At 43.6% G+C, this 22999-nt stretch carries 19 protein-coding genes and 1 pseudogene; 9 read left to right on the forward strand and 11 right to left on the reverse strand.

What is annotated here, in order from left to right:
* The 5 genes from ACOOEY_RS19400 to ACOOEY_RS19420 form a co-directional block, all read right to left on the reverse strand.
* On the reverse strand, positions 1 to 270 hold the full coding sequence (locus tag ACOOEY_RS19400; RefSeq protein WP_420386385.1) for a hypothetical protein: 270 nt from the start codon (positions 268 to 270) through the stop codon (positions 1 to 3).
* Between the two features lie 656 nt (positions 271 to 926).
* Entirely contained in the window at positions 927 to 4190 is a 3264-nt protein-coding gene (locus ACOOEY_RS19405) for a S41 family peptidase (protein ID WP_420386386.1), read from the reverse strand.
* A gap of 515 nt (positions 4191 to 4705) precedes the next feature.
* Positions 4706 to 6247, reverse strand: coding sequence for a M20/M25/M40 family metallo-hydrolase (locus tag ACOOEY_RS19410; protein ID WP_420386387.1), 1542 nt, complete (start codon positions 6245 to 6247; stop codon positions 4706 to 4708).
* Between the two features lie 67 nt (positions 6248 to 6314).
* Positions 6315 to 6770: a nuclear transport factor 2 family protein gene (locus ACOOEY_RS19415; protein ID WP_420386388.1), complete on the reverse strand. Its 456-nt coding sequence runs from the start codon at positions 6768 to 6770 to the stop codon at positions 6315 to 6317.
* Between the two features lie 10 nt (positions 6771 to 6780).
* On the reverse strand, positions 6781 to 7149 hold the full coding sequence (locus ACOOEY_RS19420) for a glyoxalase/bleomycin resistance/extradiol dioxygenase family protein (RefSeq protein ID WP_420386389.1): 369 nt from the start codon (positions 7147 to 7149) through the stop codon (positions 6781 to 6783).
* A 27-nt stretch (positions 7150 to 7176) separates the two neighbouring features.
* Here ACOOEY_RS19420 and ACOOEY_RS19425 point away from each other — a divergent pair, with 27 nt between their 5' ends.
* Positions 7177 to 7338 carry a zinc ribbon domain-containing protein gene (locus tag ACOOEY_RS19425; RefSeq protein WP_420386390.1) on the forward strand — a complete coding sequence of 54 codons (162 nt, stop codon included), beginning with the start codon at positions 7177 to 7179 and terminating at the stop codon, positions 7336 to 7338.
* A gap of 2 nt (positions 7339 to 7340) precedes the next feature.
* Here the strand turns inward: ACOOEY_RS19425 and ACOOEY_RS19430 are convergent, their stop codons facing one another.
* Genes ACOOEY_RS19430 through ACOOEY_RS19455 form a run of 6 tightly spaced genes read right to left on the reverse strand, consistent with a single transcriptional unit; the run spans position 7341 to position 12536 of the window.
* Positions 7341 to 7841 (reverse strand): DUF6265 family protein, encoded by a 501-nt coding sequence (locus ACOOEY_RS19430; protein ID WP_420386391.1) that lies wholly within the window; start codon positions 7839 to 7841, stop codon positions 7341 to 7343.
* 42 nt (positions 7842 to 7883) lie between these two features.
* On the reverse strand, positions 7884 to 8471 hold the full coding sequence (locus ACOOEY_RS19435) for a YdeI/OmpD-associated family protein (protein ID WP_420386392.1): 588 nt from the start codon (positions 8469 to 8471) through the stop codon (positions 7884 to 7886).
* Between the two features lie 51 nt (positions 8472 to 8522).
* Complete coding sequence (locus ACOOEY_RS19440; RefSeq protein ID WP_420386393.1) at positions 8523 to 9257, reverse strand: carboxypeptidase-like regulatory domain-containing protein; 735 nt, start codon at positions 9255 to 9257, stop codon at positions 8523 to 8525.
* Between the two features lie 19 nt (positions 9258 to 9276).
* Positions 9277 to 9792, reverse strand: coding sequence for a signal peptidase II (gene lspA / locus ACOOEY_RS19445; protein WP_420386394.1), 516 nt, complete (start codon positions 9790 to 9792; stop codon positions 9277 to 9279).
* A 55-nt stretch (positions 9793 to 9847) separates the two neighbouring features.
* Complete coding sequence (locus ACOOEY_RS19450; RefSeq protein WP_420386395.1) at positions 9848 to 11176, reverse strand: sensor histidine kinase; 1329 nt, start codon at positions 11174 to 11176, stop codon at positions 9848 to 9850.
* Positions 11166 to 12536 (reverse strand): sigma-54-dependent transcriptional regulator, encoded by a 1371-nt coding sequence (locus ACOOEY_RS19455; protein ID WP_420386396.1) that lies wholly within the window; start codon positions 12534 to 12536, stop codon positions 11166 to 11168. The genes ACOOEY_RS19450 and ACOOEY_RS19455 overlap by 11 nt, the downstream gene beginning before the upstream one ends.
* A gap of 242 nt (positions 12537 to 12778) precedes the next feature.
* Here ACOOEY_RS19455 and ACOOEY_RS19460 point away from each other — a divergent pair, with 242 nt between their 5' ends.
* From ACOOEY_RS19460 to ACOOEY_RS19495, 8 genes and pseudogenes are all read left to right on the forward strand, one after another.
* Complete coding sequence (locus ACOOEY_RS19460; protein WP_420386397.1) at positions 12779 to 15169, forward strand: ABC transporter permease; 2391 nt, start codon at positions 12779 to 12781, stop codon at positions 15167 to 15169.
* A gap of 3 nt (positions 15170 to 15172) precedes the next feature.
* Positions 15173 to 17587 (forward strand): ABC transporter permease, encoded by a 2415-nt coding sequence (locus ACOOEY_RS19465; RefSeq protein ID WP_420386398.1) that lies wholly within the window; start codon positions 15173 to 15175, stop codon positions 17585 to 17587.
* A 21-nt stretch (positions 17588 to 17608) separates the two neighbouring features.
* Entirely contained in the window at positions 17609 to 20014 is a 2406-nt protein-coding gene (locus ACOOEY_RS19470; protein ID WP_420386399.1) for an ABC transporter permease, read from the forward strand.
* A gap of 58 nt (positions 20015 to 20072) precedes the next feature.
* Positions 20073 to 21059: a hypothetical protein gene (locus tag ACOOEY_RS19475; protein ID WP_420386400.1), complete on the forward strand. Its 987-nt coding sequence runs from the start codon at positions 20073 to 20075 to the stop codon at positions 21057 to 21059.
* On the forward strand, positions 21059 to 21652 hold the full coding sequence (locus ACOOEY_RS19480) for a phage tail sheath family protein (RefSeq protein ID WP_420386401.1): 594 nt from the start codon (positions 21059 to 21061) through the stop codon (positions 21650 to 21652). Before ACOOEY_RS19475 ends, ACOOEY_RS19480 begins: the two co-directional genes overlap by 1 nt.
* 3 nt (positions 21653 to 21655) lie before the next feature.
* The gene (locus ACOOEY_RS19485) at positions 21656 to 22117 is read left to right on the forward strand and encodes a phage tail protein (RefSeq protein ID WP_420386402.1); all 462 of its coding nucleotides are present in this window, start codon (positions 21656 to 21658) and stop codon (positions 22115 to 22117) included.
* A gap of 339 nt (positions 22118 to 22456) precedes the next feature.
* Complete coding sequence (locus tag ACOOEY_RS19490; RefSeq protein ID WP_420386403.1) at positions 22457 to 22783, forward strand: PadR family transcriptional regulator; 327 nt, start codon at positions 22457 to 22459, stop codon at positions 22781 to 22783.
* A gap of 3 nt (positions 22784 to 22786) precedes the next feature.
* Positions 22787 to 22975 (forward strand): annotated as a pseudogene (locus ACOOEY_RS19495) (permease prefix domain 2-containing transporter); the annotation flags it as partial.
* Between the last annotated feature and the right edge of the window lie 24 nt (positions 22976 to 22999).

Raw genomic sequence — 22999 nt, forward strand, 5'->3', positions numbered from 1 at the left:
TTAGGAATAGACCCTTTCCAGTATTAACCTGGCAGAACTTCCTTTTGCAGCTAAAGTGTTTTGAATCAGTCGTTCTACTTCATCTTTATCATTCTCCAGAAAACAAACATGCATTGAAAACCATTCGGGACCTGTTTCGCCATTTGTGTACCAAAATCCGGAGTCTTGAGAAACACTGGTGACTTTTGGGTGTTCTCTTAGTCCTCTTTCTATTGAATCCAGAAGACCTTCATCGGCCGTAAAGATGAATTTCAGCTGTTTCGATGCCATGGTCGTAGAATTTTGGTTGAAATGATGCGGTTTTAAGCCTTATGAATTTAAGGATAAAATCCAATAGATGAGACTGCTTCAGCTTCCGATACGTCATTCTGAATTTATTTCAGAATCCTTTGGATTATCCGAGACCCTGAAACAAGTTCAGGGTGACGCAGAGGTGTCTTCACCGATTGATTGATAATGTTGGCTTGCTGTTTACTTCCCATGAATCAGGATAGATAGGACCGCTTTAACCTCTGACACGTCATTCTGAATTTATTTCAGAATCCTATTGGATCATCAGAGGCCCCCGTTACAAACGAGGACCAGTGAGTACAGCCCATTTAGGAGGCAGGAGCAGCAGTAGCTGCCACAATCGGTGTCATCACCGATTGATTGATGATGTTCTCTTGCTGTTTACTTTCTATGAATCAGGATGGATCGGACCGGTTTAGTCTCGGACACGTCATTCTGAATTTATTTCAGAATCCTTCGGATCATCAGAGGCCCTCGTTACAAACGAGGGCCAGTGAGTATCATATGTATTATCCGAGACCCTGAAACAAGTTCAGGGTGACGCGGAGGTTCAGGACAGTGGTTCACTAAAAGTGATCGCGTCAAGCGGGTAAAATTATCCCTGTCAAAAACATTTGACAGGGATAAGATAGGGATTAATTTTTCTTCTTGGCGGGGCTATTGTACGGTGGTACAGTAACCTTAGGTACAGGGTTAGCCTGTAGAAGTCTTAAAGCTTCCTGAACGGCCTTCTCAAGTTGCGGGTCTTTACCTTCACTCAGAGATTTTGCATCCTGTCTTACTTCGATATCTGCCGGAACACCCTCGTTTTCCGCCACAAATACATTATTAATCGGGTCGAACACGGCATTGTCAGGAGCGGTCAATGAGCCACCATCAACCATAGCATAGTGCGTAGAGGACTTCACCAGTCCACCCCAGGTTCTGGCGCCAATAAGTGGACCTGCATTCTGTTGACGGAAAACCCATGGGAAAAAGTCTCCACCCGAACCGGCCAGTTCATTGATAAGCAATACTTTGGGTCCCAGGATACCTGCAGGCAACCTAAAAGGCCTGCCATTAGGTACTTCATTGGTCAATCCGGCCCTCAGGCTTCTGGTCATTAAATCGACCATATAGTCATCCAGTAAGCCACCACCGTTAAATCGCTCATCAATCACGGCACCTTCTTTATCCTGTTGGGCAAAGAAGTACCTGTTGAAGTTGACAAATCCGTTACCGCTGGTGTTAGGAACCCAGATATAGGCCAGCTTTCCACCAGAAAGTTCATCAACCATTCTTCTATTATCTTCTACCCAGGCACGTTGACGTAAGGCATTTTCACTTCTGATTGGCTCTACAATTTCTGTCCATGAGCCTTCAAATACGGGTTTGTCATTGATATGGAGTACAGTTTGCTGCCCAGCGGTTCCATCCAGTAATTCCTGAGGATCCTGCGAAGCGTTCAGTTCGTTTCCATTAACACCTACCAGATAGTAGCCTTCTTTTACCTTGATGCCAGGTCGGTCAAGCGGACTGGTTAATCCGGGGTTCCAGCTTTCCGTTGTATATATTCTACCAATCTGCCACCTGTTTTTGTCTATCTTCAGATCGGCACCGAGTAGACCCATATTAGACCTTTCCACATCAGGGTAGTCTCCGCCACCCACAAAACTATGACCAACTGATAATTCGCCATTTACCTGATTCAGTACGTAGTTCAGGTCTGCTCTGTGCTTTACAAATGGAATAAGTGGAGCATAACGGTTATAGACCACATCCCAGTCTCTGCCATGTAAGTTTGGATCATAGAAGTAGTCTTTTTCGTATCTCCAGGCTTCTTCGAAGATTTGCTTCCATTCTTCAGACCTGTCCAGTTTCATCTGAAGATTCACGTTCAGGTTGTCACCTCCTTTGCCACTTGGCCCTCCGGTATTGGTTACTGTCCATCTGCTGCCACTTCTGACCAACATTTTCTTACCATCGGCAGAGATTGAAAATTGTCTTACTCCGGTCAGGAACTCATCTGCTTTTCTCTTTTCCAAAGAGAATTTATGCAGGGTGATGGCGAACGAACCTGCTGGTCTTTCTCCGATAAACACTGAACCTGCTGGTCCGGCTACCATACTGGTATAATTGGCAGTTGGCAGGGGAAGGGCAATGGTTCTTCTGTCGATATCGTCAAAGTCTATCTGTATGGCATCAGACTTCTCTTTATCTTCTTCCGGCTTCTTCTCTTCTTTTTCTCCTTCTTTCTTTTCTTCCTTTACTTTCTCCTCATCGCTTTTTGGAATGAAAGGAGAGTCCTGGTCTTTTTGAAGTACCACCACATAGGCAGCATAAGATGGATTGGCTGTCATGGCACTGGTATTGGCCCATCCGGAGCCTAAAGCTACATCTGTACTGGCGAGAAAGTAGAAGTGCTTTTTATCATTGTCCCAGGCAGGAGAGAAGGCATTGGCGAAATCATTGGTCAGTTGCTGTACTGAGTTGGTTTCACTATCCCAGATCATGATTCTTCTGAAGTTATTATCACCCGCCTTGGAATAGGCCAGTTTCTTAGAGTCAGGAGACCAGACCAATCCGGTTGAACCTCTTTCCAGATTACTTCCTCCGGTATCTGCTGTGATGATGTTTCCGTTTTCTACGTTGATTACTCTGATACGCACATCATCATCGACAAAAGCAATGTGCTGACCATCAGGTGACCAGGTAGCTTCCCAGCCTAACTTTGATTCACCAATGCTAAAGCTGGTGGGTTCTGAAAGTCCATCCTGATCGGTAAAGTACAATCTGTAGCCATTTCCATCCATATCGGAGAACCAGGCTATTTTATCTCCTTTAGGTGACCAAATAGGTCTGCGATCTGCAGCGCCTGAAGACTGTGTCAGGTTTCTTGGATCACCAAACTCTACCGGCACAGTAAATATTTCACCTCTGGCTTCCATCACAGCTCTTTTGCCCGTAGCTGACAGTGAAACACTGGTAGCTCTATTGGTCACATTCTCCCATTTGGTTTCAGCCCAAGGGAAATCGCCTACAACATTGATGTTCAATTGTGTGGTATTGCCATTGGCGGGGTTAACCAGATGGAGGTAGCCATTCTGCTCAATGATCAATTGACCTTGTGCACCTGCATTCAGGTCTTTTACATCGGTTCCCTCAAATTGGGTCACCTGGCGCAATGCTTTGCTTCGGGTATCATAGGCCCAAACATTCATCGTCCAGTCTCTGTCAGAAAGGAAGTAGACTGTATTACCTACCCAAAGTGGCTTGATATCAAAAGTTCTGTCCGGGTTAGGGATCAGTTCTTCACTTTGGTTATTGAGGTTAAGAATAATCAGTGGAGTATTTTGCCCACCTCTGTAGTTCCTCCATTCTTCATCCCAACGATCCATTTTGTCAACGGCCATTTGTCGGCTGTTAGGAGAATAAGATCCATCAAAACCCCATTGGTGTGAGAGTAAGGTCGATGGGCCACCCTGAGCAGATACAGTCCATAATCTGGCATAACCGGTTGGAGCAGTATCTCTTGAACTGGCATAAAGTACTTTTGAGCCATCAGGTGACCAGCCTCTGACCAATGCACTGGCAGGATGCCAGGTGAGTCGGGTAGGAGTCCCTCCATTCTTAGACACTACGTAGACTGCTGTATTGCCCGATCTGTTGGAAGAAAAGGCTATCCAGTTACCGTCAGGAGATAAATGAGGGTTCGATTCGATAGCCGGGGTACTGGTGATTCTGCGAACATTTTGTCCGTTAGTATCGGCTATCCAGATGTCAGACCCATAGGTGAAAACAATGTTTTGATTGCTCATGGAAGGTTCGCGCAAAAGTCGCGTACCCTGAGCGAGTGTGAGTGTACAATTGAGAAGCAAGGCAAAGAAGATCAGTGCCCACTGTCGGTTTGAGTTTTTCATTTGGTTTTGGTTTATAAGTCAATGTAATGAATTATCATATTTATCGACAAACAGAAGGGGGAGTGAGTTACAGTTGCAGGAGTAACTCTCATTATAAACGTGGGTCAGTTAGCTGAGAGAGGTGGGAGTTGAGAGTTCGTTAATTAGTCTTCGTTACAAACGAGGACTAGAGAAATAGCGTAATGCTCTGAGTTTCTTTTTCCGATTGTAAAGGGGGATCTCACAGATCTTTCGTTTCACTCAAGATAGGAAAGGATTCAGTTATGATTTCCTGGATCTCTTCTTATGAATTATGGAGGGGATTTAGTCATTGGTTCTGGTCACAAACGAGGAACTTGTTGTTGCTGTAAACAAAGACCGGATGAATAAAAAAGAGTCTGTTTTGGATGCTTCTCGGCTCCGTCATTCTGAATTTATTTCAGAATCTCTATGAAGTACAGAGACCCTGAAACGAGTTCAGGGTGACGAGCAGCTGCTTAATCCAAAACAGACTCTCTAAGTCTGATTTCTATTATTTAGTCATTGCCACCATTTCTGGTAGGATTTCTAGGTGATGGCCATTCTCTTGGCTCACCGGTTCTTGGGTTAATGCCCAATACTGCTTTATCTCTCGGGAAGAACTGTGGATCTTCACAAGCCATATAAACCAGAATTGCAGTCAGAATAGCATTGTTTCTTACATCATCGAAAACAATCTTATCATAAGTGTCTCTGTTGGTGTGCCAGGTGTAAGTACCGTAGTCCCAGCTCAAAGAGCTTAAACTAAAGCCTGGAGCACCAGCAGTTACGAAAGAAGCATAGTCAGATCCACCGCTTCCTGGTGAGCCAGGGAAGTTAGTTTCGATTTCACCTCTGATATCTCTCGGCACCGGCTCTAACCAACGATTGATGAACTCATAGGCGTGAAGGAATCCCTGACCACTGATGTTTACCACGCGGCCTGTTCCATTGTCTTGATTGAATAGTGCCTGAAGTCCTTTAACTACTTCCGGATGATCTTCTACAAAAGAGCTTGATCCGTTCAATCCTTGCTCTTCACTACCCCAGTGCCCCACCATAATGGTTCTTTTTGGGTTAGGATAGAACTTCTTGAGAATTCTCATAGCTTCCATCATTACGAGTGTACCTGTGCCATTATCAGTAGCACCTGTACCACCATCCCATGAATCGAAGTGAGCAGAAAGCATCACATACTGATCAGGGTTAACAGTACTTGGAATCTCAGCAATGGTATTGTAAGTAGGCACCGTACCATGATCTACACTGGTTACTTCCACTCTGATTTTTGGAATATCACCATGCTCTACCATTCTGAAAAGGGTTCCGTAATCCTCCAATCCGATATCGATAGTAGGGATTTTAGAAGTTCTCGCTCCGAAGATTTTATTCACTCCAAAACCTCTTGACCAGTAAGACATAAGGATACCGGCAGCACCAGCTTCTTCCAAAACAGTTGGTAATTCTCTTGATGAGTAACCTGTAGCTCTGATTCTGTTGTTCCAGGCTAATCTGGCCTCACGGCTATCCGCTTCCATTTTCTTGATAGACTCTTCCGTGCCAAATTTTTCCCAATTATAACCAGGTCGGCCGGTAGGCTGAGCCATATCAATCATTACATATTTACCTTTGACGGTAGATAGCCATTGCTTGAATTGGGCTTCGTTTTGAACATCAGGAATCAATGTTACTTCAGCTTCCTGAATGCCATTGGAAGAAGGGCTCCATGCCAATTGCATAGCTTCCAGTGTTTTTACTCTTGGAGAGATCAGGTCAACGTGAGTAATACCTCTTTCCCAACCTTTCCAGGTACCCCATTTTTCGTTTTTGGCTGAAATACCCCACTCGGCATATTTTTTCACAGCCCAGTCGTGTGCATTCTGCATTTGTGGTGTACCCACCAATCGCGGACCAGTCAGGTCCAGTAGTTCATAGGCTAAATCCTCCAACATGGAGTTCTCATTGGCTTCTTTTACCATTTGGTCTACTACATCCTGAGCCAGGGCAGTTCCTGACCAGAGAAAAAGTGCAGCAGCCATCAAAAGTAGTTGTCTTTTCATGCTTGAATAGTTATTGAAGTTTGAAGATACAGAAGAGGAAAGTGAATCCTTAACCGATAATGGAAAATCAGGCTTTGGATTGCTCGTACTTGTCGAGCAGGCGGTTGGTTTGGGATTGGAGTTTCTTTTTGAAGTAACCAGACCAACCGAGTACGGCTCCACTAAAGCCCAGGGCTTGTTTGGCCCAGCGATGTAAGTCGAAATAATCCGTGTGCTTATAAATCAGACCATCTTTGAATTCAAACCTGGCGTGAATCTTATTGTGTACTTTTCTTCCGGTCTTGCTGAAGGTATAATGAGCCTGCCAAAAGGCTGAGTTGTCGGTTACTTCACTGTGCTCTACCTTAAAATCTTTGCCTTGCTGGCTTTCACAAAGCATTCGCCACATATTTTTGGCTCTTTCTCCCTTTAATACACCAAAAGCAGGGTCTTCAAAAGTGATGTCATCATGGTAGAGAGATACCATGGCCTCGGCATCGAGCGCATTAAAAGCTGTGTAGAACTGATTGATTATATCTTTCAAGAGAATCGGGTTAAGCGTCCTGAACTATGAATATGGCATTTTTATTCAAGTCATAAAAACCGAACTCATGAGTACCCCAGGGAGTGTTTTTTCTAAGCTTCTCAGGCTTGATGGTTCCCCGCTCTACAAACTCATTCAACCAGGGCATAATGTCATGCACAAAGATTTTGATGACTGAACCACCTAATAAGGGGTCGTCAGGTGTATCGGCATGCCATTGGAGGTGGATACAGAGTTGATCTCTCACCATGCCTGCATACATATCATCGCCAAAGGCGCGGACAAAGCCGGTATATTTTTCATACCACTCCAAATCTCTTTTGATATCTGTAGTGGGCAAGACAGGTTCAATACCTTTGATGTTGGGGTCTGCGTGCATTTGGTTAATTTAAGCAAAACTTAACGGATGAGCGAAAAAACGAAGGAATGCCCTTCCTGTGCCATGGAAATAGATGCAGATGCGCAAGTTTGCCCAATATGTCAGTATGAGTTTCCTAAACAATCTAAAGTATCGGTTTGGGTGGCCGTGTTCCTGATTATTCTGTTCCTGCTCTATTTTATATTCTGAAGCTAGCGTTTGCCACTTCTGGTGTAGTTGAATTCCACTTCCGATTCCCGGCCTTCTTCACCAATCATGACATACATATTGATTTTATTCTTGCTGATTCTCCGAACCGTGAATCCTTCGAAGTATGCTGCGTCTTTCTCCATTTTTACCAGACGAAAGTCGACCGTTTCATCCTTGGTTTCCCAGCCTTTCAGGTCGCCATGAAAGTGCTTGAGTCGCAGAATCAGTGAGCCGTTTTCTTCCCTGATCTGGCAAAGTTCATAGAACTCAACCTTGCCATTACTAACCAACTTAAAAGCACCCATCATAGAATCACCCAAGGGAGGAGCCCAGAATTCCTGTGTTTCACCACCAAATGCCTGGCCCACCCAGTCACCGGCCAGCCAGGCGATATCTTTAAGGGTAGCTGGAGGCGATGTCTTTCCATCGAGTTGAATTGTTTGCTGAGCAGCCAGATTGAAGCTTATCAGGAAGAGGAACGCGAATGTGAGTTGTGTTTTCATAGTTTTTGTGGATGACGTGAGAACCAGGCGATAGGGGACAAGCTATGGTCGGTATTGATTGGCTCTGATGTTTTCAGAGGCCAGTTGGGCTGTTTCTTCAATTCTTTTGGCTCTGGTTTCGGCTTTCTTTGCATTGAGAATCCATTCGAGAATCGATCTTTTCACTGATCTTGGAAAGTGAGTCCAATGCAGGTTAGCTTCCTTAAATCGGTCAAGAGCCTTTTGCAGGTCATCGGGTACCACCAGATTTTCTACTTCATTCAGCGCATCCCACGTGCCATTATCTTTGGCAAGTTGTACAAGTCTGAGACCCGATTCGTGCATTAATCCAGCCTTTGTCAGTCGTTCAATTTTCTGTTTGTTGATGCGGCTCCAGTTGCTTTTAGGCTTTCTGGGAGAGAAGTAACGATATGAGCTTTGATGATCTCGTTTATTAGGACGGCTATCAATCCAACCAAAACAAAGGGCCTGATCTACAGCCTGATTGTAGCTTAGGCTTTCAATCCCACTCTCTTTCTTGTAGAAGATGAGCCAAACGCCTTCACTTTGCTGATGATTCTTCAAAAGCCATGCTCTCCAGGCCTTTTCATCCCTGGCTTCAACAGCATTATCCTTATCCTGAAAGCTCATACTTTCAATTTAGCAGAAAAGGGAAAAGCCTGATGGATGGCTCAACGAAAATTACGGAAGTACTACAGACATAATGCCTGAGCCGGGTGTTTTTACATTCGGGTGAACTGTTCCATTGTCACTTTCATATTCATTGGTGTGGAAAGAATCTCCATACACCTTGAAGTAAACATTGTCTCCTGAATTAAAACCCATTTCCGAAAGCTGTGAGGCGGTAATAGTAATGGTATTCGCTGAATTGCCTGAGAAGAAACGAACCGGACCAATCACTCCTTGATTTTCGCTGTTCGATACGCTGATCTCTGAAGAGAAAAATACGCTTACATAAACCGGTGATGTCGCTGTGCCTACCGGGGTAGTAACTACCCGAAGGTTAATATTGCCTCCATCTTTCTGAGGGATAGTCTCATAAATATCGGTCTGAGAAATTTGTCCCAGTGAGATGGTAATCAGGTTGGTGCCATTCTGGCTAAAGCCTTTATTATGCTCCACCTCTCTCATGTGCGTTCCGAAGTTATCTTTTGAGAAAGCCAGTACATAATCTCCAAAGGGAACACTAGGGAAATTAAAAGCGCCTTGCGCATTGGTTTGGGCAGTAAGTTCGGTACCGACAATGCTTACTGTCATTTGATCGTATTGCACTGCCAAACCGCGGCTGTCAAAGAGATTGACAGAACCTGAAATGGGACCGCTGGTTTCGACAACGGGATCGGTACCTCCATCATCAGAACCGCAACTGCTGATGAGAAGTATTGCCAATAAAAGGAGGGAGCTTAATTTTTTCATAGTCATAGGTCAACCGCAATTATGATTGCTGAAGTTCAGCTTCATTTTCATTCTTCTTTTTCGGTAAAAACTGGTCGAGTAAAATCAAACCTGTTCCAACCATAACGGAAACATCGGCCATATTGAATATACCTGTATGAGCAAATTTAAAATCCAGGAACAACATGTCTGTCACCTGACCATAAAGAAGCCTGTCATAGATATTACCTATTCCGCCTCCTACTATAAAGGAAAGGGCCCAGAGGTTAATCATGCTCATATTCTTGTTTCGGATCAGGTAAACAAAAACGGCTATCATCACCACGCAGGGTAATATAAGCAGGAGTGTAGTTCTTAAAGCTGGTGAAAGAGATGAACCCATGCCGAGGAAGGCACCTTCGTTCTCTACCTTAATGAAAACCAGGTAATCACCAATGACATCGACTGACTCATGATATTCCAGGTTTTTTCTGGCCATATCTTTGGTAATCTGGTCGCAGCCAATGTTGGCAAATATGATTATCAGAATGAGTGCTATTCTCGGTATCTTCTTCATCTACTCACAAAATTTCTCCAAAACTAATTAAAACGGGCAAAGCAGAAAGCATGGCTTATAACTTGATGAAAAAAGTAGTACCCTCTGAACCGGTTTTAAAGTTTAATGTTCCGCCATGTAACTGAACAATCTGACGGGCCAGACTCAGACCAATACCGGAACCTTCCTGTTTGGTTGTATAGAATGGCACAAATATCTGTTCGGCAATCTCTTCAGGTATGCCTTTTCCATTGTCTTGGATTTCTAATATTGTGCGTCCGCTGTCCTCCTTGCTGTAGGTCAGCTCTATCTGACCTGTTTGAAGATCAACAGCCTCCAGAGCATTCTTCAATAGGTTAATGATCACCTGTTGCATCAGGTCACGATCGATGAGCAGTTGACCGTTTTCGACCTGATTGATTTTAAAGCTCACCCGCGTGTCTGCTAAAGTCGGATTGAACAAGGTGGCCGTATGTTGAAGAAAGTCTTTGGCCTCTACAGGCTGCAATACCGGATTCGGAATTCGGGTGAGCTTTCTGTAGGCTTGAGTGAAGTTCATAAGACCCTGCCCGCGTACTTTAATGGCGTCAATACCTTCATTTAAAGTTTGCTTACTCGATGCCACAGTAGATTCATCGAGTTGATTGATAACATGTTCCAGACTACCGGAAAGTGAAACTACGGGAGAGATGGAGTTCATGATTTCATGGGTCAATACCCTGATCAGTCGTTGCCATGCCTGCATTTCGTTCTGATCGAGTTCGGCATGGATGTCCTGTAATGAGACAAGTGTGTATTGGTTTTGCCTGAGTTTAAATACCGATGCAGCTACTGAAAACCTATGCACAGCGTTGTCAATAAGTGTTTTGACCACTTTTTGCTCATTGGGCTGAAGCGCAATGATCTCCTCATATAGTTCTGGTGATGTCTTTTGCAGTACCGACATTTTAATGACCTCTTTTTCTCTGACCAATTCTTTGAATGATTGGTTGGAAACGTGCACCCGACCTCTATCATCAAAGGCCACCACAGCAATTTTCAATTGGTTAATCAGAGCCATGAGGTACTGATATTGGTTAGCCTCATGCTGAACATTCTGAGAGAATTTGTCATTCACCTCGTTGAACTTGTCGTAAAGTTCAGCCAGGGGTTTGTTCTTACTCTCTGACGGATATTTAATGGTGAAGTCATTATTAAGAATGGCATTGAGAAAGCCGGAAGTCAGCTTCTGTGTTTTGGTAATGAAGTAGAAAAGGCTGATGAGCGTGAGCAAAGCAAAAAGGCCCAGGAAGAAGACGCGAATGTAGTTGACTTCGAAAAAAGCATAGTAAAGCAGGCCGTAGAGCATGGCGGTGACCAGCATCAGCCTGATAATGACCTGGAATTTAAAGCCTCTAAATATCATGCTTTTCCATTCTACGATATAATGCACCCCGACTGAGGCCTAACTCCTTAGCTGCATGGCTTACATTACCCTGATGCTTTTTAATGGCAGATTCAATCGCCCATTTTTCCAGGTCATCCAGATTGAAAGAGTCTAACTGCCCAAGCTCTGCTTCGTTGGTTTCTTTCAGGTTGAAGTCCGAAACCTGTAATTGCTTGCCATCACTCATGATAACAGCCCTTTCAATAGCATGTTGAAGTTCCCGGATATTACCGGGCCAGTCATACTTGGAAAGTCTTGCAAAGATATAATCCGGGATAAAGAGCCCTGCTTTCTTATACTTCTGTTTATACTGATCCAGAAAATGTTTAGCCAGTAACGGAATGTCATCTGATCTCTCGCGAAGCGGGGGGAGATGAATCTCTATGGTATTAATTCTGAAAAGGAGGTCCTGACGAAATTCTTCGTTTTTAACCAACTCATCTAACTGAGCATTGGTGGCACAGATCAGACGTATATCCAGGTCAATGCTTTTGTTCTCACCAATTCTGGTAACTTTTTGCTCCTGAATTACCCTGAGTAACTTGGCCTGAAGCGAGAGGGGAAGGTTACCTATCTCATCCAGGAAAAGTGTACCTCCCTGAGCGCCTTCAAATTTACCTATGCGATCTTCCCGGGCATCAGTAAACGATCCTTTTTTATGCCCGAAGAGTTCACTCTCAAAGAGGCTTTCACTAATGGCCCCCATATCAACATTAAGAAAGACTTCTCCTGATCTGGAGGAAGCATTGTGAATGGCTCGGGCGACCAGTTCCTTACCTGTGCCGTTTTCACCCGTAATCAATACATTGGCATTGGTGCCTGCCACTTTTTCTATTTGTCGGAAAACCTGTTGAATCGCATTCGATTCACCAATAATGTCATCGAATGGCGCATTCAACTGCTCCATCAGAATGGACTTCCCCGATTCAAGCTGTCTGATTTTCTTGGCCGATGAATTGAGCTCAAAAGCCGTTTTTACTGAAGCTAATAACTTCTCATTTTCCCAGGGTTTTACCAGAAAATCAAAGGCGCCCAATCTCATGGCTTCCACTGCCAGGTCTATTTCTCCATAGGCTGTTAATAAGAGAACGGCTGTGTCCTGATTGGCTTCTTTAATCTGTTGCAGGTACTTCAGACCGTCTTTACCGGAAGTATCACCAGCAGTAAAGTTCATATCCAACACTACAATATCGAAGACATTTTCTTCCAACGCAGAACTGAGCTGAGCCGGGTTATTAATGCCTCTGACATCGGTATAATGTTGTTCAAGAAGTATCCTCAGTGATAACAATACATAATTGTCATCATCGAGTATGAGTATTTTGGCCTTTTGTTTCATGCGTATTGGCCTTCAAGTTATTGAAAAGTGCCCATTTTTGGGCACTTATGTTTTAAGGTTGGACATTTATCCGGTTAATTGAGTAGGTTATTAATCGTAAGTATCTGATATGTAGTTATTTATGTCTTTGGTATTATGTTGGTCAGTAATGGCACAGTCAGCACAAGCCTGAAAGTCCTGAGTAGCATCAAATAACATTTGGGTGTGATGTTTAGGACCTAGGGAGTCAAAAACTCAAGATTATGTTCAGGAATTATTTGAAACTAGCGCTTCGGAATCTCTGGAAGAACAAACTGGTAACAGGTATCAACCTGTTGGGTTTGACCATAGGTATCGGTTTTAGTCTTTTGTTGTTCATGTATGTGAAATACGAGAACTCCTACGATTCCTTTATGGAAAAGGGAGAGCGTATCTACCGACTGATAGGGGAAGAAACAGGTCAGAATGGACGGAAAATAGCTCTTTCCGGCAATGCTGACTATGAAGATTTATCAACCAATTATGCCGGAATAGAAAAGGCCATCAAGTTGAGGAACTTCAGCTATGATATGTTCCCGGCAGGTGATTCTGACAAAAGCCTCAACGTTGACTTCTTATTTGCTTCTGAAGACTTTTTCAGTGTTTTCGACTTTCCGCTTTTGGAAGGAAAACCTGAACTGGTGTTGAGTGATCCTTCATCTATTGTCATTACAGAGGATCTGGCCATGAAGATGTTTGGCAGAACTGATGTAATTGGTGAGACCATTACAGTAGATGCTACTATCATCTCCGTTTATCAAAAGGACCTGGTAATTTCTGCTGTAGCCAGGAATATGGACAATTCTCATATTCAGTTCGAAGCTGTGATTCCCTGGAATATGACGAACCCTGATGGAATGAAGATAGCAGATGCTTTTTTCAGCAGATCGCTCTACAACTATGTAGTCATTGGTGAAGGCTCCAGTGCTGAAGCGATTACTCAGGAAATGAATGACAGGCTCAAGTCTGAAAACCCTGAAGCTGATATAGCTTACTTTTTACAACCATTGTCTGATATGTACCTAAACTCAGGTGATATCAGCTTTCTGGCCTTTGAAACGGGTAATTCAAGTACCGTCAATACACTCTTTATCGTGGCCATTGTTATACTCTTCATTGCTTGTATTAACTATGTGAACTTACAAACGGCTAAAGGACGCAATAGAAGTCTGGAAGTGGGAGTGAAGAAGGTATTGGGAGCTTCCAGAAATAACCTTGTATTGCAGTTCTTATCAGAATCTGTAGCCGTAACCCTGGTGGCTTCTGTTTTTGCCGTGCTGTTGATTGATGTGGTTTTGCCTACCTTTAATAACCTTACAGGTAAGTCATTCGACATTACCATGCTCACCCAAAACGGCCTGTTTGAATGGCTGGTGGTTATTTTTATCCTTACTTCTCTATTGTCAGGTATTTACCCGGCCTTCGTGCTTTCATCATTCCAGCCTTCAAGGGTATTGAAAAGCTCTTCATCTCAGGGAGTGAAAAACAGCGGTTTTAGAAAGGGTCTGCTCTTGATCCAGTTTGGTGTTTCCATCTGCCTGATTGCCATCACATTCATCATCTTTCAGCAGAGCCAATTCATCAACAAAAAGGAATTGGGCTTTAACAAGGAACAGGTCATTACTTTCAGCATTGGTAGTCCTAATATTGAAAACAGTCTGTCGGCTTTCCGCAGTGAACTTGACCAGAACCCGGATATCCTGTCTACCTCGACATCAACTGATATCCTTGGCACCGGATTCACTAATAATTCAGGATCTGTTTACCCTCAATTGGATATGGAGACTTCTTCCAGCGCTACGATTTTCGGAGTAGACCATTCCTTTATGGATACTTATGAGCTCAGTATAAAGGAGGGGAGAGACTTCGATTTGAAAGTAGCGGCCGATTCTAACGCTATTCTGGTGAATGAGGCTTTGGTGAATGCCTTAGGTATTACTGATCCCATAGGGAAGAAAATTGTGCTATATCAGTCACAGGGCCCTGTCTATGAAATTATTGGTGTGCTGGAAGACTTCCACTTTCAGAAACTTCATCAGAAGATCAATCCTGTTGTGATGCGTATTGCCAAGTGGAATATCTGGCAAATGTCTGTAAGAATTGCACCTGAGAATATGGAGGCTACTCTGGGTTTTATTGAGGATAAGTGGAATGCCTTTGAACCTGAAAAGCCTTTTAGCTATCAGTTTGTAGATCAGCAGTTTGAAAGGTTCTATGCCGAAGAACAGCGGATGCTGCAATCCATTAGCTTTTTCTCTCTGGTAAGCATTGTATTGACCTTACTTGGCCTGTTCGCTATGACCGTATTTTCCATCGGCCAGAAAATGAAAGAAATAGGCATCAGAAAAGTATTAGGTGCTCAGATGAATCATGTGTTTGCATTGATCTATAAAGAGTTTTTGCTGATTTTACTGATAGCCATTGTTATTGCTTCACCTTTGGTTTATTACCTGGGAAGCTCCTGGCTCGACAGATTTGCCTACCGCATTGATATGTCTGTCTGGCCGATATTGATTTCAAGTGTAATTACTTTATTGGCCATTTCAACCATCATTACGACTTTAGCATACAGAGCAGCCATTTCTGATCCGTTGGATTCACTTAGAGCAGAATAAAGCATGATTAAAAACTATCTACTAACAGCATACCGAAACCTGATCAGGAACAAGGTTTATTCAGCCCTGAATATATTCGGGTTAACGCTGGGTATTACCTGTTTCTCCATTATAGCCTTGTTTCTGCATCATGAGATGGGTTATGACCAGTTCCATGAGCAGGAGACGTATCGCTTTCTTTACAATGAACAAAGTGGAAATGGAACCACTAGAACAGCCGGTATTGTCAGTCTGGACGTACTGAACCAGATTGAAGAGAATGTAGCAGGAATTGAGGATAAGATTATGTTGAGAGACCTGGGAGCAGGTCCCTTGGCGGTGACTTATAAAGACATGAAGTTCAAGAGCCGAAAGCTTTTATTTGCCGAGGGCAGTTTCTTTGACTTCTTCTCGTTCAACCTGGTCAGGGGTAATCCGAAAACTGCATTGGCTGACCCGAAAGGACTCGTAATTACCGAGTCGGCAGCTAAACGCATTTTCGGTGATCAAAACCCGATGGGGGAAACTGTTCGCTTCTTTGGTAATTTCAGGTTTAGTCTGCAGGTAACAGGAGTAATTGAAGACCTCGAACAGTCTCACTTCGATTTTGAGTTTATACTCCCATTTGAGGTTAGAGATGAAAGGGGATATCAGGTGATGCGTGACGGCTACGTTCGCAGCATGTATGGCTATTTTAAGCTAACCAATGGGGTGACGCCCGAGCAGGTGGCCGCTTCTGTTAAGGATTACTATCTCGACTTTTACAAGGACGATGCACAGGTGCTTGAATCACTGAAAAGAGAGAGCTATACCTTCCAGTCTATTTATGACATTTACTTCGGTTCCGGTCATGTCAATTTTGACGATAACTTCAGCCAGGGCAATAAGCAAAGCACCATGATTTTGGGGGCCATAGGCCTCTTTATTCTCATTGTTGCCTGTATGAACTATATCAATGCAGCTACAGCCAAAGCGCTGAACCGCAGGAGGGAAATAGGTGTGCGGAAGGTTTTCGGAGCTTACAAGCGACAGCTTATTATTCAGTTTATGGGTGAGGCCTTTTTGGTCTCCCTCGTGGCTATCTTATTTTCAGTACTGCTGACAGATATCCTACTACCGAAATTCTATCACTTAATGAGTAAGGATCTGGAAATCAAACTTCTGGAAAATGGTTTCTACATCCGGATGCTACTGACTTTACTGCTTATAGTAAGCCTCTTCTCTGGCCTTTATCCTGCCTTGATCATGAGCGCCTTCAAGCCAACTGAAGCTTTCAATAGTCATTATTCCAAGGGCTTTTTTAAGAGCAATAGGGTAAGGTCGGCTCTGGTGGGCTTTCAGGTGATGCTCACCATGATGCTTATTAGTGCGGTGGTGTTGGTGATGAAGCAGACAGAGTATATCAATCAGCTGGACCTGGGCTTTAACCAGGAAGATGTTATCATTATTCCCAATAATTCAGATAAAGTCAACGAGAATCTGCAGACCTATAAAAATGAGCTGGAAAGGAATCCGAATGTTTTGGGTGTCTCCTCTTCTATGGACGTACTGGGCTTCCAGTACACGAATAACTCAGGTTATGTGAGTATTGAAGGTCTGCCTCAGGATGAAGGTACACTCGCCACCTTCTTTACTACCCAGATGGACTTTATGGATATCTATGACCTGGATATTATTGAAGGAAGGACATTTAACCCAGAACTAACGACCGACAGTACCTCTATTGTTGTCAATGAGGCTTTTGTGAAAGCTACGGCTTTGCAAGACCCTCTCGGTAAGAAGGTCAGGCTCTTTGGTCCTGAATCAGATGCCAGGCCTATTATTGGTGTGGTAGAGGATTTTAAGTTTCAGTCGGTTCATAATGAAGTAAAACCGGCTCTATTCCTCATTAACCCATTTGCCAACTGGTTTATGTCTGTCAGAATCCAGCCGGGTAAAGGAGCCGAAGTGGTGGAGTATGCCAGAGGTTTATGGGAGGAAATGGATTCAGATTATCCTTTCGGGTATATGTACCTGGAAGATAATATTGCTTCTTACTACGATGAGGAAAGCAGGCTGCAAAGTGCCATCGAAGTCTTTGCCTTCATTTGTATTGTGCTGTCATGTCTCGGCTTGTATGGTATGACGGCCTACACCATCGAACGAAAAATCAAGGAAATAGGAATTAGAAAAGTGCTTGGAGCACAAATCAGTACACTGGTATGGCTGGTCAATCAGAGGTTTGTTCAAATCTTTCTGGTGGCCTCTTTAATAGCTATCCCTGTGGTTTATTATGCTGTGAATAGCTGGCTGGAAGGCTTTGCTTATCACATCAGTATTGGTATCGGGAGCTTTTTGCTGGCCGGGTTGATCGTCTTGGTGGTCATCCTCGCAACGGTGAGTATTCAGGCTTTTAAAGCGGCATTGAGTAACCCTGCCAGCACACTTAGAACAGAATAGGTCAAATTCAAATGAATCAACATGTTTAAAAACTACTTCAAAATTGCATTTAGAACACTCTGGAAAAATAAGGGCTATGCCTTTATCAATATCCTTGGCCTGGCTATAGGTATTTCCGGAGCTACACTCTTCCTCACTTTTGTGAAAGATGAAATGAGCTTCGATAAGTTACATGCCAACTATGAGCAAATTGTGAGACCGGTCACTGTACAACAGAACCTGGAGGAAGACCGATACTTTGGCTCAAACCCAATGATTATGGCAACCACCTTTCTGGATGAATTGCCTGAAGTGGAAAATCAGGTGACTTTATACAGGTATGGCAACCAGATCAATTACACTTACAACGGAGAAAATTTCACTGATCGTGACTTTTTCTTTACCACGCCTGAATTCTTTGAAGTTTTCGATTTCAAGCTCCTGAAAGGAGATGAGGCCACTGCTTTATCTGAACCAAAATCGGTAGTACTGTCGCAATCAAAAGCCATCGCCATCTTCGGGAATGACGATGTTTTAGGTAACACACTGCAAACGCAAGGTGGCGATGTGAAGATCACGGGTATCATGGAAGACATGCCAGATAACTCGCACATTTTTGCCGAATTGCTGATGAGTGAATTACTTCCACCACAATTTATGGAGTCCATCAGAACCAATTGGACGGACTTTAACTCTACCTCATATTTGTTGTTGGCGGAGGGAACGAATCTGGAGGCTTTTTCGCAGAAAGCGAATGAATTGGCCAAGTCCAGAATGCCTGAGAATTTTGCTGCACTGGTGAGGTTTGAATATCAACCCATGGCGGATATTCACTTTGGTTCGGCCCATATTGAATCCGATATCGCAAGATTTAAAAGTGACAGAACCTATACTATGGTCTTCATTTTCATTGCTGTATTCCTCATTGTTATTGCCTCAGTTAACTATATGAACCTGGCTACTTCCAAGGCGGTATTCAGGGCCAAAGAAATTGGTATCAGAAAAGTGGTGGGAGCGGAGAAGACACAATTGGTTACCCAGATTCTTATCGAATCTCTGCTGATTGCTGTTTTGGCACTACTTATCTCAGTGGCTTTGACTGATTTAACCATGCCTTTCTTCAATCAATTGACGGGCAGAAATTATGACTTCAGCTGGATGCATCTACTGGAGTATGCCGATATTCTTGTTGTCATTACGCTGCTCATAGGTATTCTATCCGGCATTTACCCGGCCTTCTTTATGACCAGCTTTAAGACCGTGAGCATATTGAAAGGTGAGCAGGTTAAAGGTGGATCATTCAATGTGCGTAAGGCATTGGTGGTGTTTCAGTTTGTATTGTCTACGGTGCTGATTATTTGTACACTGGTGGTTTCACAGCAAATGGGTTATATCAAAGAAAGAAACCTGGGCTTTGATGATGAAAACCTGTTAGTTATTGATATTAATAACGGAGCCGTTCGGCCTGTTTTCAAAACCATGAAGAACGAGTTTGCCCAGATTCCGGGGGTACAGAGCGTAGGTGTTGCTTCCCGAATTCCGGGAGAATGGAAAAACATCAACCGCGTAGAGGTAAACTTCTATAATGAGCAAGGTGCCATGACTGATTCCACAGAGTTCTTTTATATGAGTTTTGATACAGGTATGATGGAAACATTCGATCTTGAATTGGCTCAGGGAGAATATTTTAGCGGTAATGATCAGTCAGACTCTACCAAAATCATCTTGAATGAGACGGCAGTGAAAGCTTTAGGTTTAACCGATCCAATTGGTGAAACCATTGAACTTCAGATAAGAGATGCAGAGGGCCGATACACAATTATCGGAGTCTTTGAAGATTTCAACTTTCAGTCATTGCATACTGAAATTGAGCCTTTGATTGTGCGTGCCTGGAATAACGGAGCTGCGGTAATTGATTACTTCATTCTTAAAGTTTCGGATCAGAACATTGCTCAGACCATAGAAGCTGCCCGGGAGGTACATGGCAAGTTCGATACCCGAACTGTAATGGAACACCATTTCCTTGATCAGCAATTGGAAGTGTTCTATGAGTCAGATCGTCAGGCCAGTGTGATTTTTAAAGCAGGAGCAGGGCTGAGCATCTTTATTGCCTGTTTGGGGCTCTTTGGTCTGGCTTCTTTCACCATTCAAAAACGAGTCAAAGAATTGGGTATCAGAAAGGTGTTGGGAGCCAGTGAATGGAGGCTATTCCTACTGCTCTCAGGCTCATTCACTAAGCAGATATTACTCGCCTTTCTCATCGCTTCCCCTGTGGCCTATTGGTTCATGACCAACTGGTTGCAAAACTTCCAATATCGGGTAGGTGTTGGGGCCGATGTCTTTATTCTGGCCGGTTTAGGTACGCTTTTCATTGCTATGCTGACTGTGAGTTACAGAGCACTGAGGGCTGCTAATTCAAACCCCGTGAACTCACTCAGGAGCGAGTAAGCTTTAATGGTTACCTGATTAATTGTAGTATCTTAGTCAGGTAACCACTAAACATCGCATGAAGGCCAAATCAGAAGGTTTTAAAACCCCGGGAGTTTACATTGATGAAGTCAATGCTTTCCCCAATGCAGTCGTTGAAGTTGCAACGGCTGTTCCTGTTTTTATAGGCTATACACCGCAAGCCATATATGAAGGGAAGTCCTATACCAACATTCCCACCAAAATCACTTCATTTGCTGATTTCAAAGCTATTTTTTGTAATCCTGACCCACCCGCACCGACACCACCGGCAAGCCAGTATAGCCCGCAGTACCATACAAATAAGGTAAAGGCAAAACCGGCTCAGGGAGAATACTTTACTTTCAATGGAGATTACTACACCATTGAACCTGACCAGAGTACCATATACTACCTCTACAACAGCGTCAGACTATTTTACCAGAATGGTGGTGGGGATGCTTACATTGTTTCGATAGGAACCTATGGGCCGGAAATGAAGGAGGTGAAAGCTCCGGGAGCCCCGATTGTCAACCCTAATGTTCAGTTGAGTGAGTTATTGCATGGCCTCAGCCTGGTGGCTAACGAAGAGGAAATCACTCTATATGTGGTTCCTGAGGCTACCTTATTAAAACCGGAAGATAATGGCACTTTAATGCAGGCCATGCTCTCTCAGAATGCTTCGGTACAAACTGCCATGTCTTTGTTGGACCTGATCGGGGGCAATGAACCTGATCCGATTATGTACACTCAGGATATTGAGAACTTCAGAAACAGTACGGGTGCGGATGGCCTGATGTATGGAGCTGCATACTATCCATTTTTGAAGACTACTATAACTCAGCCAGGAGAAATCACCTATTTGAACCTGAATGGGGGTGACGTAAAGGCACTTTCCGAAATAATCAATCCTCCGCAGAATCCCAATGAAGCAGCAGCTACCATTTTATCTCAGATAGAAGCAGGTAACTCCGGTCTGACTACAGCTCAACTCAATAATGCGCTCATACAGCAAGTAAAACCTACAGTCAAATACTCAATATTGTGATGGATAAAGCGAATGTCTTGCCACCAAGCGGAGCAATGGCTGGTATCTATACGGTCAATGACAATACCGATGGTGTGTGGAAGTCTCCGGCCAATGTTATTCCGGTTGGCGTTAGTGGATTAACCCTTGCCATTAGTTCATCAATGCAGGAAAGCTTGAATGTTGATGCGATATCCGGGAAATCCATTAATGCCATTCGATTCTTCAATGGCCAGGGGATTCTGGTTTGGGGAGCAAGAACCTTAGATGGTAATAGTCAGGACTGGAGATATATCAGTGTGAGAAGAACGGTGACTATGATTGAGCAATCCTGCAAATTGGCCATGCGGGCCTATGTATTTGAACCGAATACAGCCAATACCTGGGCAGCCGTAAATGCTATGATTGGCAGCTTTCTTACAAATGTCTGGAAGATGGGAGGGCTTCAAGGAGCTACAGCAGCCGATGCTTTCAGTGTTTCAGTCGGACTTGGCTCTACCATGACGGCTGAGGATATTTTAAATGGTATAATGAGGGTGTCAGTCAAAATAGCAGTAGTACATCCGGCAGAATTTATCATTATTCAACTCGAACAGGAAATGGCTAAATCATAAAATATGGCAGCAGACGGATCAATTGAAGATAATGCATGGCCCATGCCCAAATTTCGATTTGAAGTAAGTTGGGAAGGTTTGACTAATGGTATCGCTTTTCAGGAAGTAAGTGGACTGGAAACGGAGACTCAGGTGATTGAGTACCGACATAGTAATAGTCCCGATTTCAGTACGATTAAAATGCCGGGTTTGGCTAAGACCGGAAATGTTACCTTGAAAAGAGGGATTTTTGTCAATGACAATCGCTTTTGGAATTGGTATGACGAGGTGAAAATGAACACCATCAAGCGAACGACAGTGGTCATTAAGTTACTAGATGAGCAAGGTCAGCCTGTTATGACATGGACATTAATGAATGCCTGGCCGACCAGGATCTCTGCCGTAGACTTGAAGTCCGATGGCAATGAAGTGGCGGTCGAGACTATGGAAATTGCGCACGAGGGTCTCAGCATTAAGAATTCCTAAGGCATGGCACCGCTGAGGATTTACGATTTACGATTTTTGATTTACGAATTAAGATGGATTGAACCGCAGAGCACGCAAAGAGCGCAAAGAGTATTTTAGGAGCTGAAAGTCATGAACTTGAAGTTACCTCTGCGTTCTTTGCGCACTTAGCGGTTAAACCATACCACCGAGAACTCTTCTACATCATTTATATCGTAAATCAAAAATCGTACATCCCACTTCAACTTCACTACACAGATTCTACAACTCAGTTCAACATAACTGTTAACTAATTTTAATTAGTTGTACATATATGAAAGAAATATTTCTTTTATGTTTGTGTAACTAATCGTTCACAGTATGAAAGGAACATATCTCGGAGAATTCGAAGAACTGGTACTGCTTACAGTAGGGGCCATGTATCCTGAAGCCTATGGTGTGGCCATTATGGATGAAATCAAGAAGGAAGCAGGCAGGTCGGTCAATATCTCTGCTATACACACCGCACTTCGCAGACTGGAAGAAAAGGGCTTCGTTAAGAGCAATATGGGCGGTGCTACCAATGCCCGCGGTGGCAGGCGTAAGCGTTACTTCGAACTAACATCCTTCGGTAAAAAGGCCCTGGATGAGGTACAGTCAATGCGTATGAGGCTATACAACCGTATCACAGACATCAATTTTGGTTAAGGCTTGAAGGATAAGCAACCTATATCGCCCCCTCGCTTAGCCAACTGGTTTCTGCGCTGCTATTGTCGGGAAGAATACCTCGAAGAAATTGAAGGGGATGTCTATGAACTCTTCGAACGGAGGGTTGAAGAAAGCAAGCCAAAAGCAAGGCTGTTCTTCTTCTGGGATGTACTCCGTTTTTTCAAACCATCGAATATTAAACAACTCAAAGGATCA

This window comes from Roseivirga sp., from assembly GCF_965216855.1.
In the GTDB taxonomy this organism is placed as follows: Bacteria; Bacteroidota; Bacteroidia; order Cytophagales; family Cyclobacteriaceae; genus Roseivirga.

Coding starts and splice junctions, on each gene's coding strand:
- lspA (WP_420386394.1), bottom strand. CDS start 9,792: ATGAAGAAGATACCGAGAATAGCACTCATTCTGATAATCATATTTGCC.
- ACOOEY_RS19485 (WP_420386402.1), top strand. CDS start 21,656: ATGGCAGCAGACGGATCAATTGAAGATAATGCATGGCCCATGCCCAAA.
- ACOOEY_RS19480 (WP_420386401.1), top strand. CDS start 21,059: ATGGATAAAGCGAATGTCTTGCCACCAAGCGGAGCAATGGCTGGTATC.
- ACOOEY_RS19420 (WP_420386389.1), bottom strand. CDS start 7,149: ATGCACGCAGACCCCAACATCAAAGGTATTGAACCTGTCTTGCCCACT.
- ACOOEY_RS19455 (WP_420386396.1), bottom strand. CDS start 12,536: ATGAAACAAAAGGCCAAAATACTCATACTCGATGATGACAATTATGTA.
- ACOOEY_RS19465 (WP_420386398.1), top strand. CDS start 15,173: ATGATTAAAAACTATCTACTAACAGCATACCGAAACCTGATCAGGAAC.
- ACOOEY_RS19405 (WP_420386386.1), bottom strand. CDS start 4,190: ATGAAAAACTCAAACCGACAGTGGGCACTGATCTTCTTTGCCTTGCTT.
- ACOOEY_RS19435 (WP_420386392.1), bottom strand. CDS start 8,471: ATGAGCTTTCAGGATAAGGATAATGCTGTTGAAGCCAGGGATGAAAAG.
- ACOOEY_RS19400 (WP_420386385.1), bottom strand. CDS start 270: ATGGCATCGAAACAGCTGAAATTCATCTTTACGGCCGATGAAGGTCTT.
- ACOOEY_RS19450 (WP_420386395.1), bottom strand. CDS start 11,176: ATGATATTTAGAGGCTTTAAATTCCAGGTCATTATCAGGCTGATGCTG.
- ACOOEY_RS19460 (WP_420386397.1), top strand. CDS start 12,779: ATGTTCAGGAATTATTTGAAACTAGCGCTTCGGAATCTCTGGAAGAAC.
- ACOOEY_RS19430 (WP_420386391.1), bottom strand. CDS start 7,841: ATGAAAACACAACTCACATTCGCGTTCCTCTTCCTGATAAGCTTCAAT.
- ACOOEY_RS19425 (WP_420386390.1), top strand. CDS start 7,177: ATGAGCGAAAAAACGAAGGAATGCCCTTCCTGTGCCATGGAAATAGAT.
- ACOOEY_RS19470 (WP_420386399.1), top strand. CDS start 17,609: ATGTTTAAAAACTACTTCAAAATTGCATTTAGAACACTCTGGAAAAAT.
- ACOOEY_RS19440 (WP_420386393.1), bottom strand. CDS start 9,257: ATGAAAAAATTAAGCTCCCTCCTTTTATTGGCAATACTTCTCATCAGC.
- ACOOEY_RS19475 (WP_420386400.1), top strand. CDS start 20,073: ATGAAGGCCAAATCAGAAGGTTTTAAAACCCCGGGAGTTTACATTGAT.
- ACOOEY_RS19490 (WP_420386403.1), top strand. CDS start 22,457: ATGAAAGGAACATATCTCGGAGAATTCGAAGAACTGGTACTGCTTACA.
- ACOOEY_RS19410 (WP_420386387.1), bottom strand. CDS start 6,247: ATGAAAAGACAACTACTTTTGATGGCTGCTGCACTTTTTCTCTGGTCA.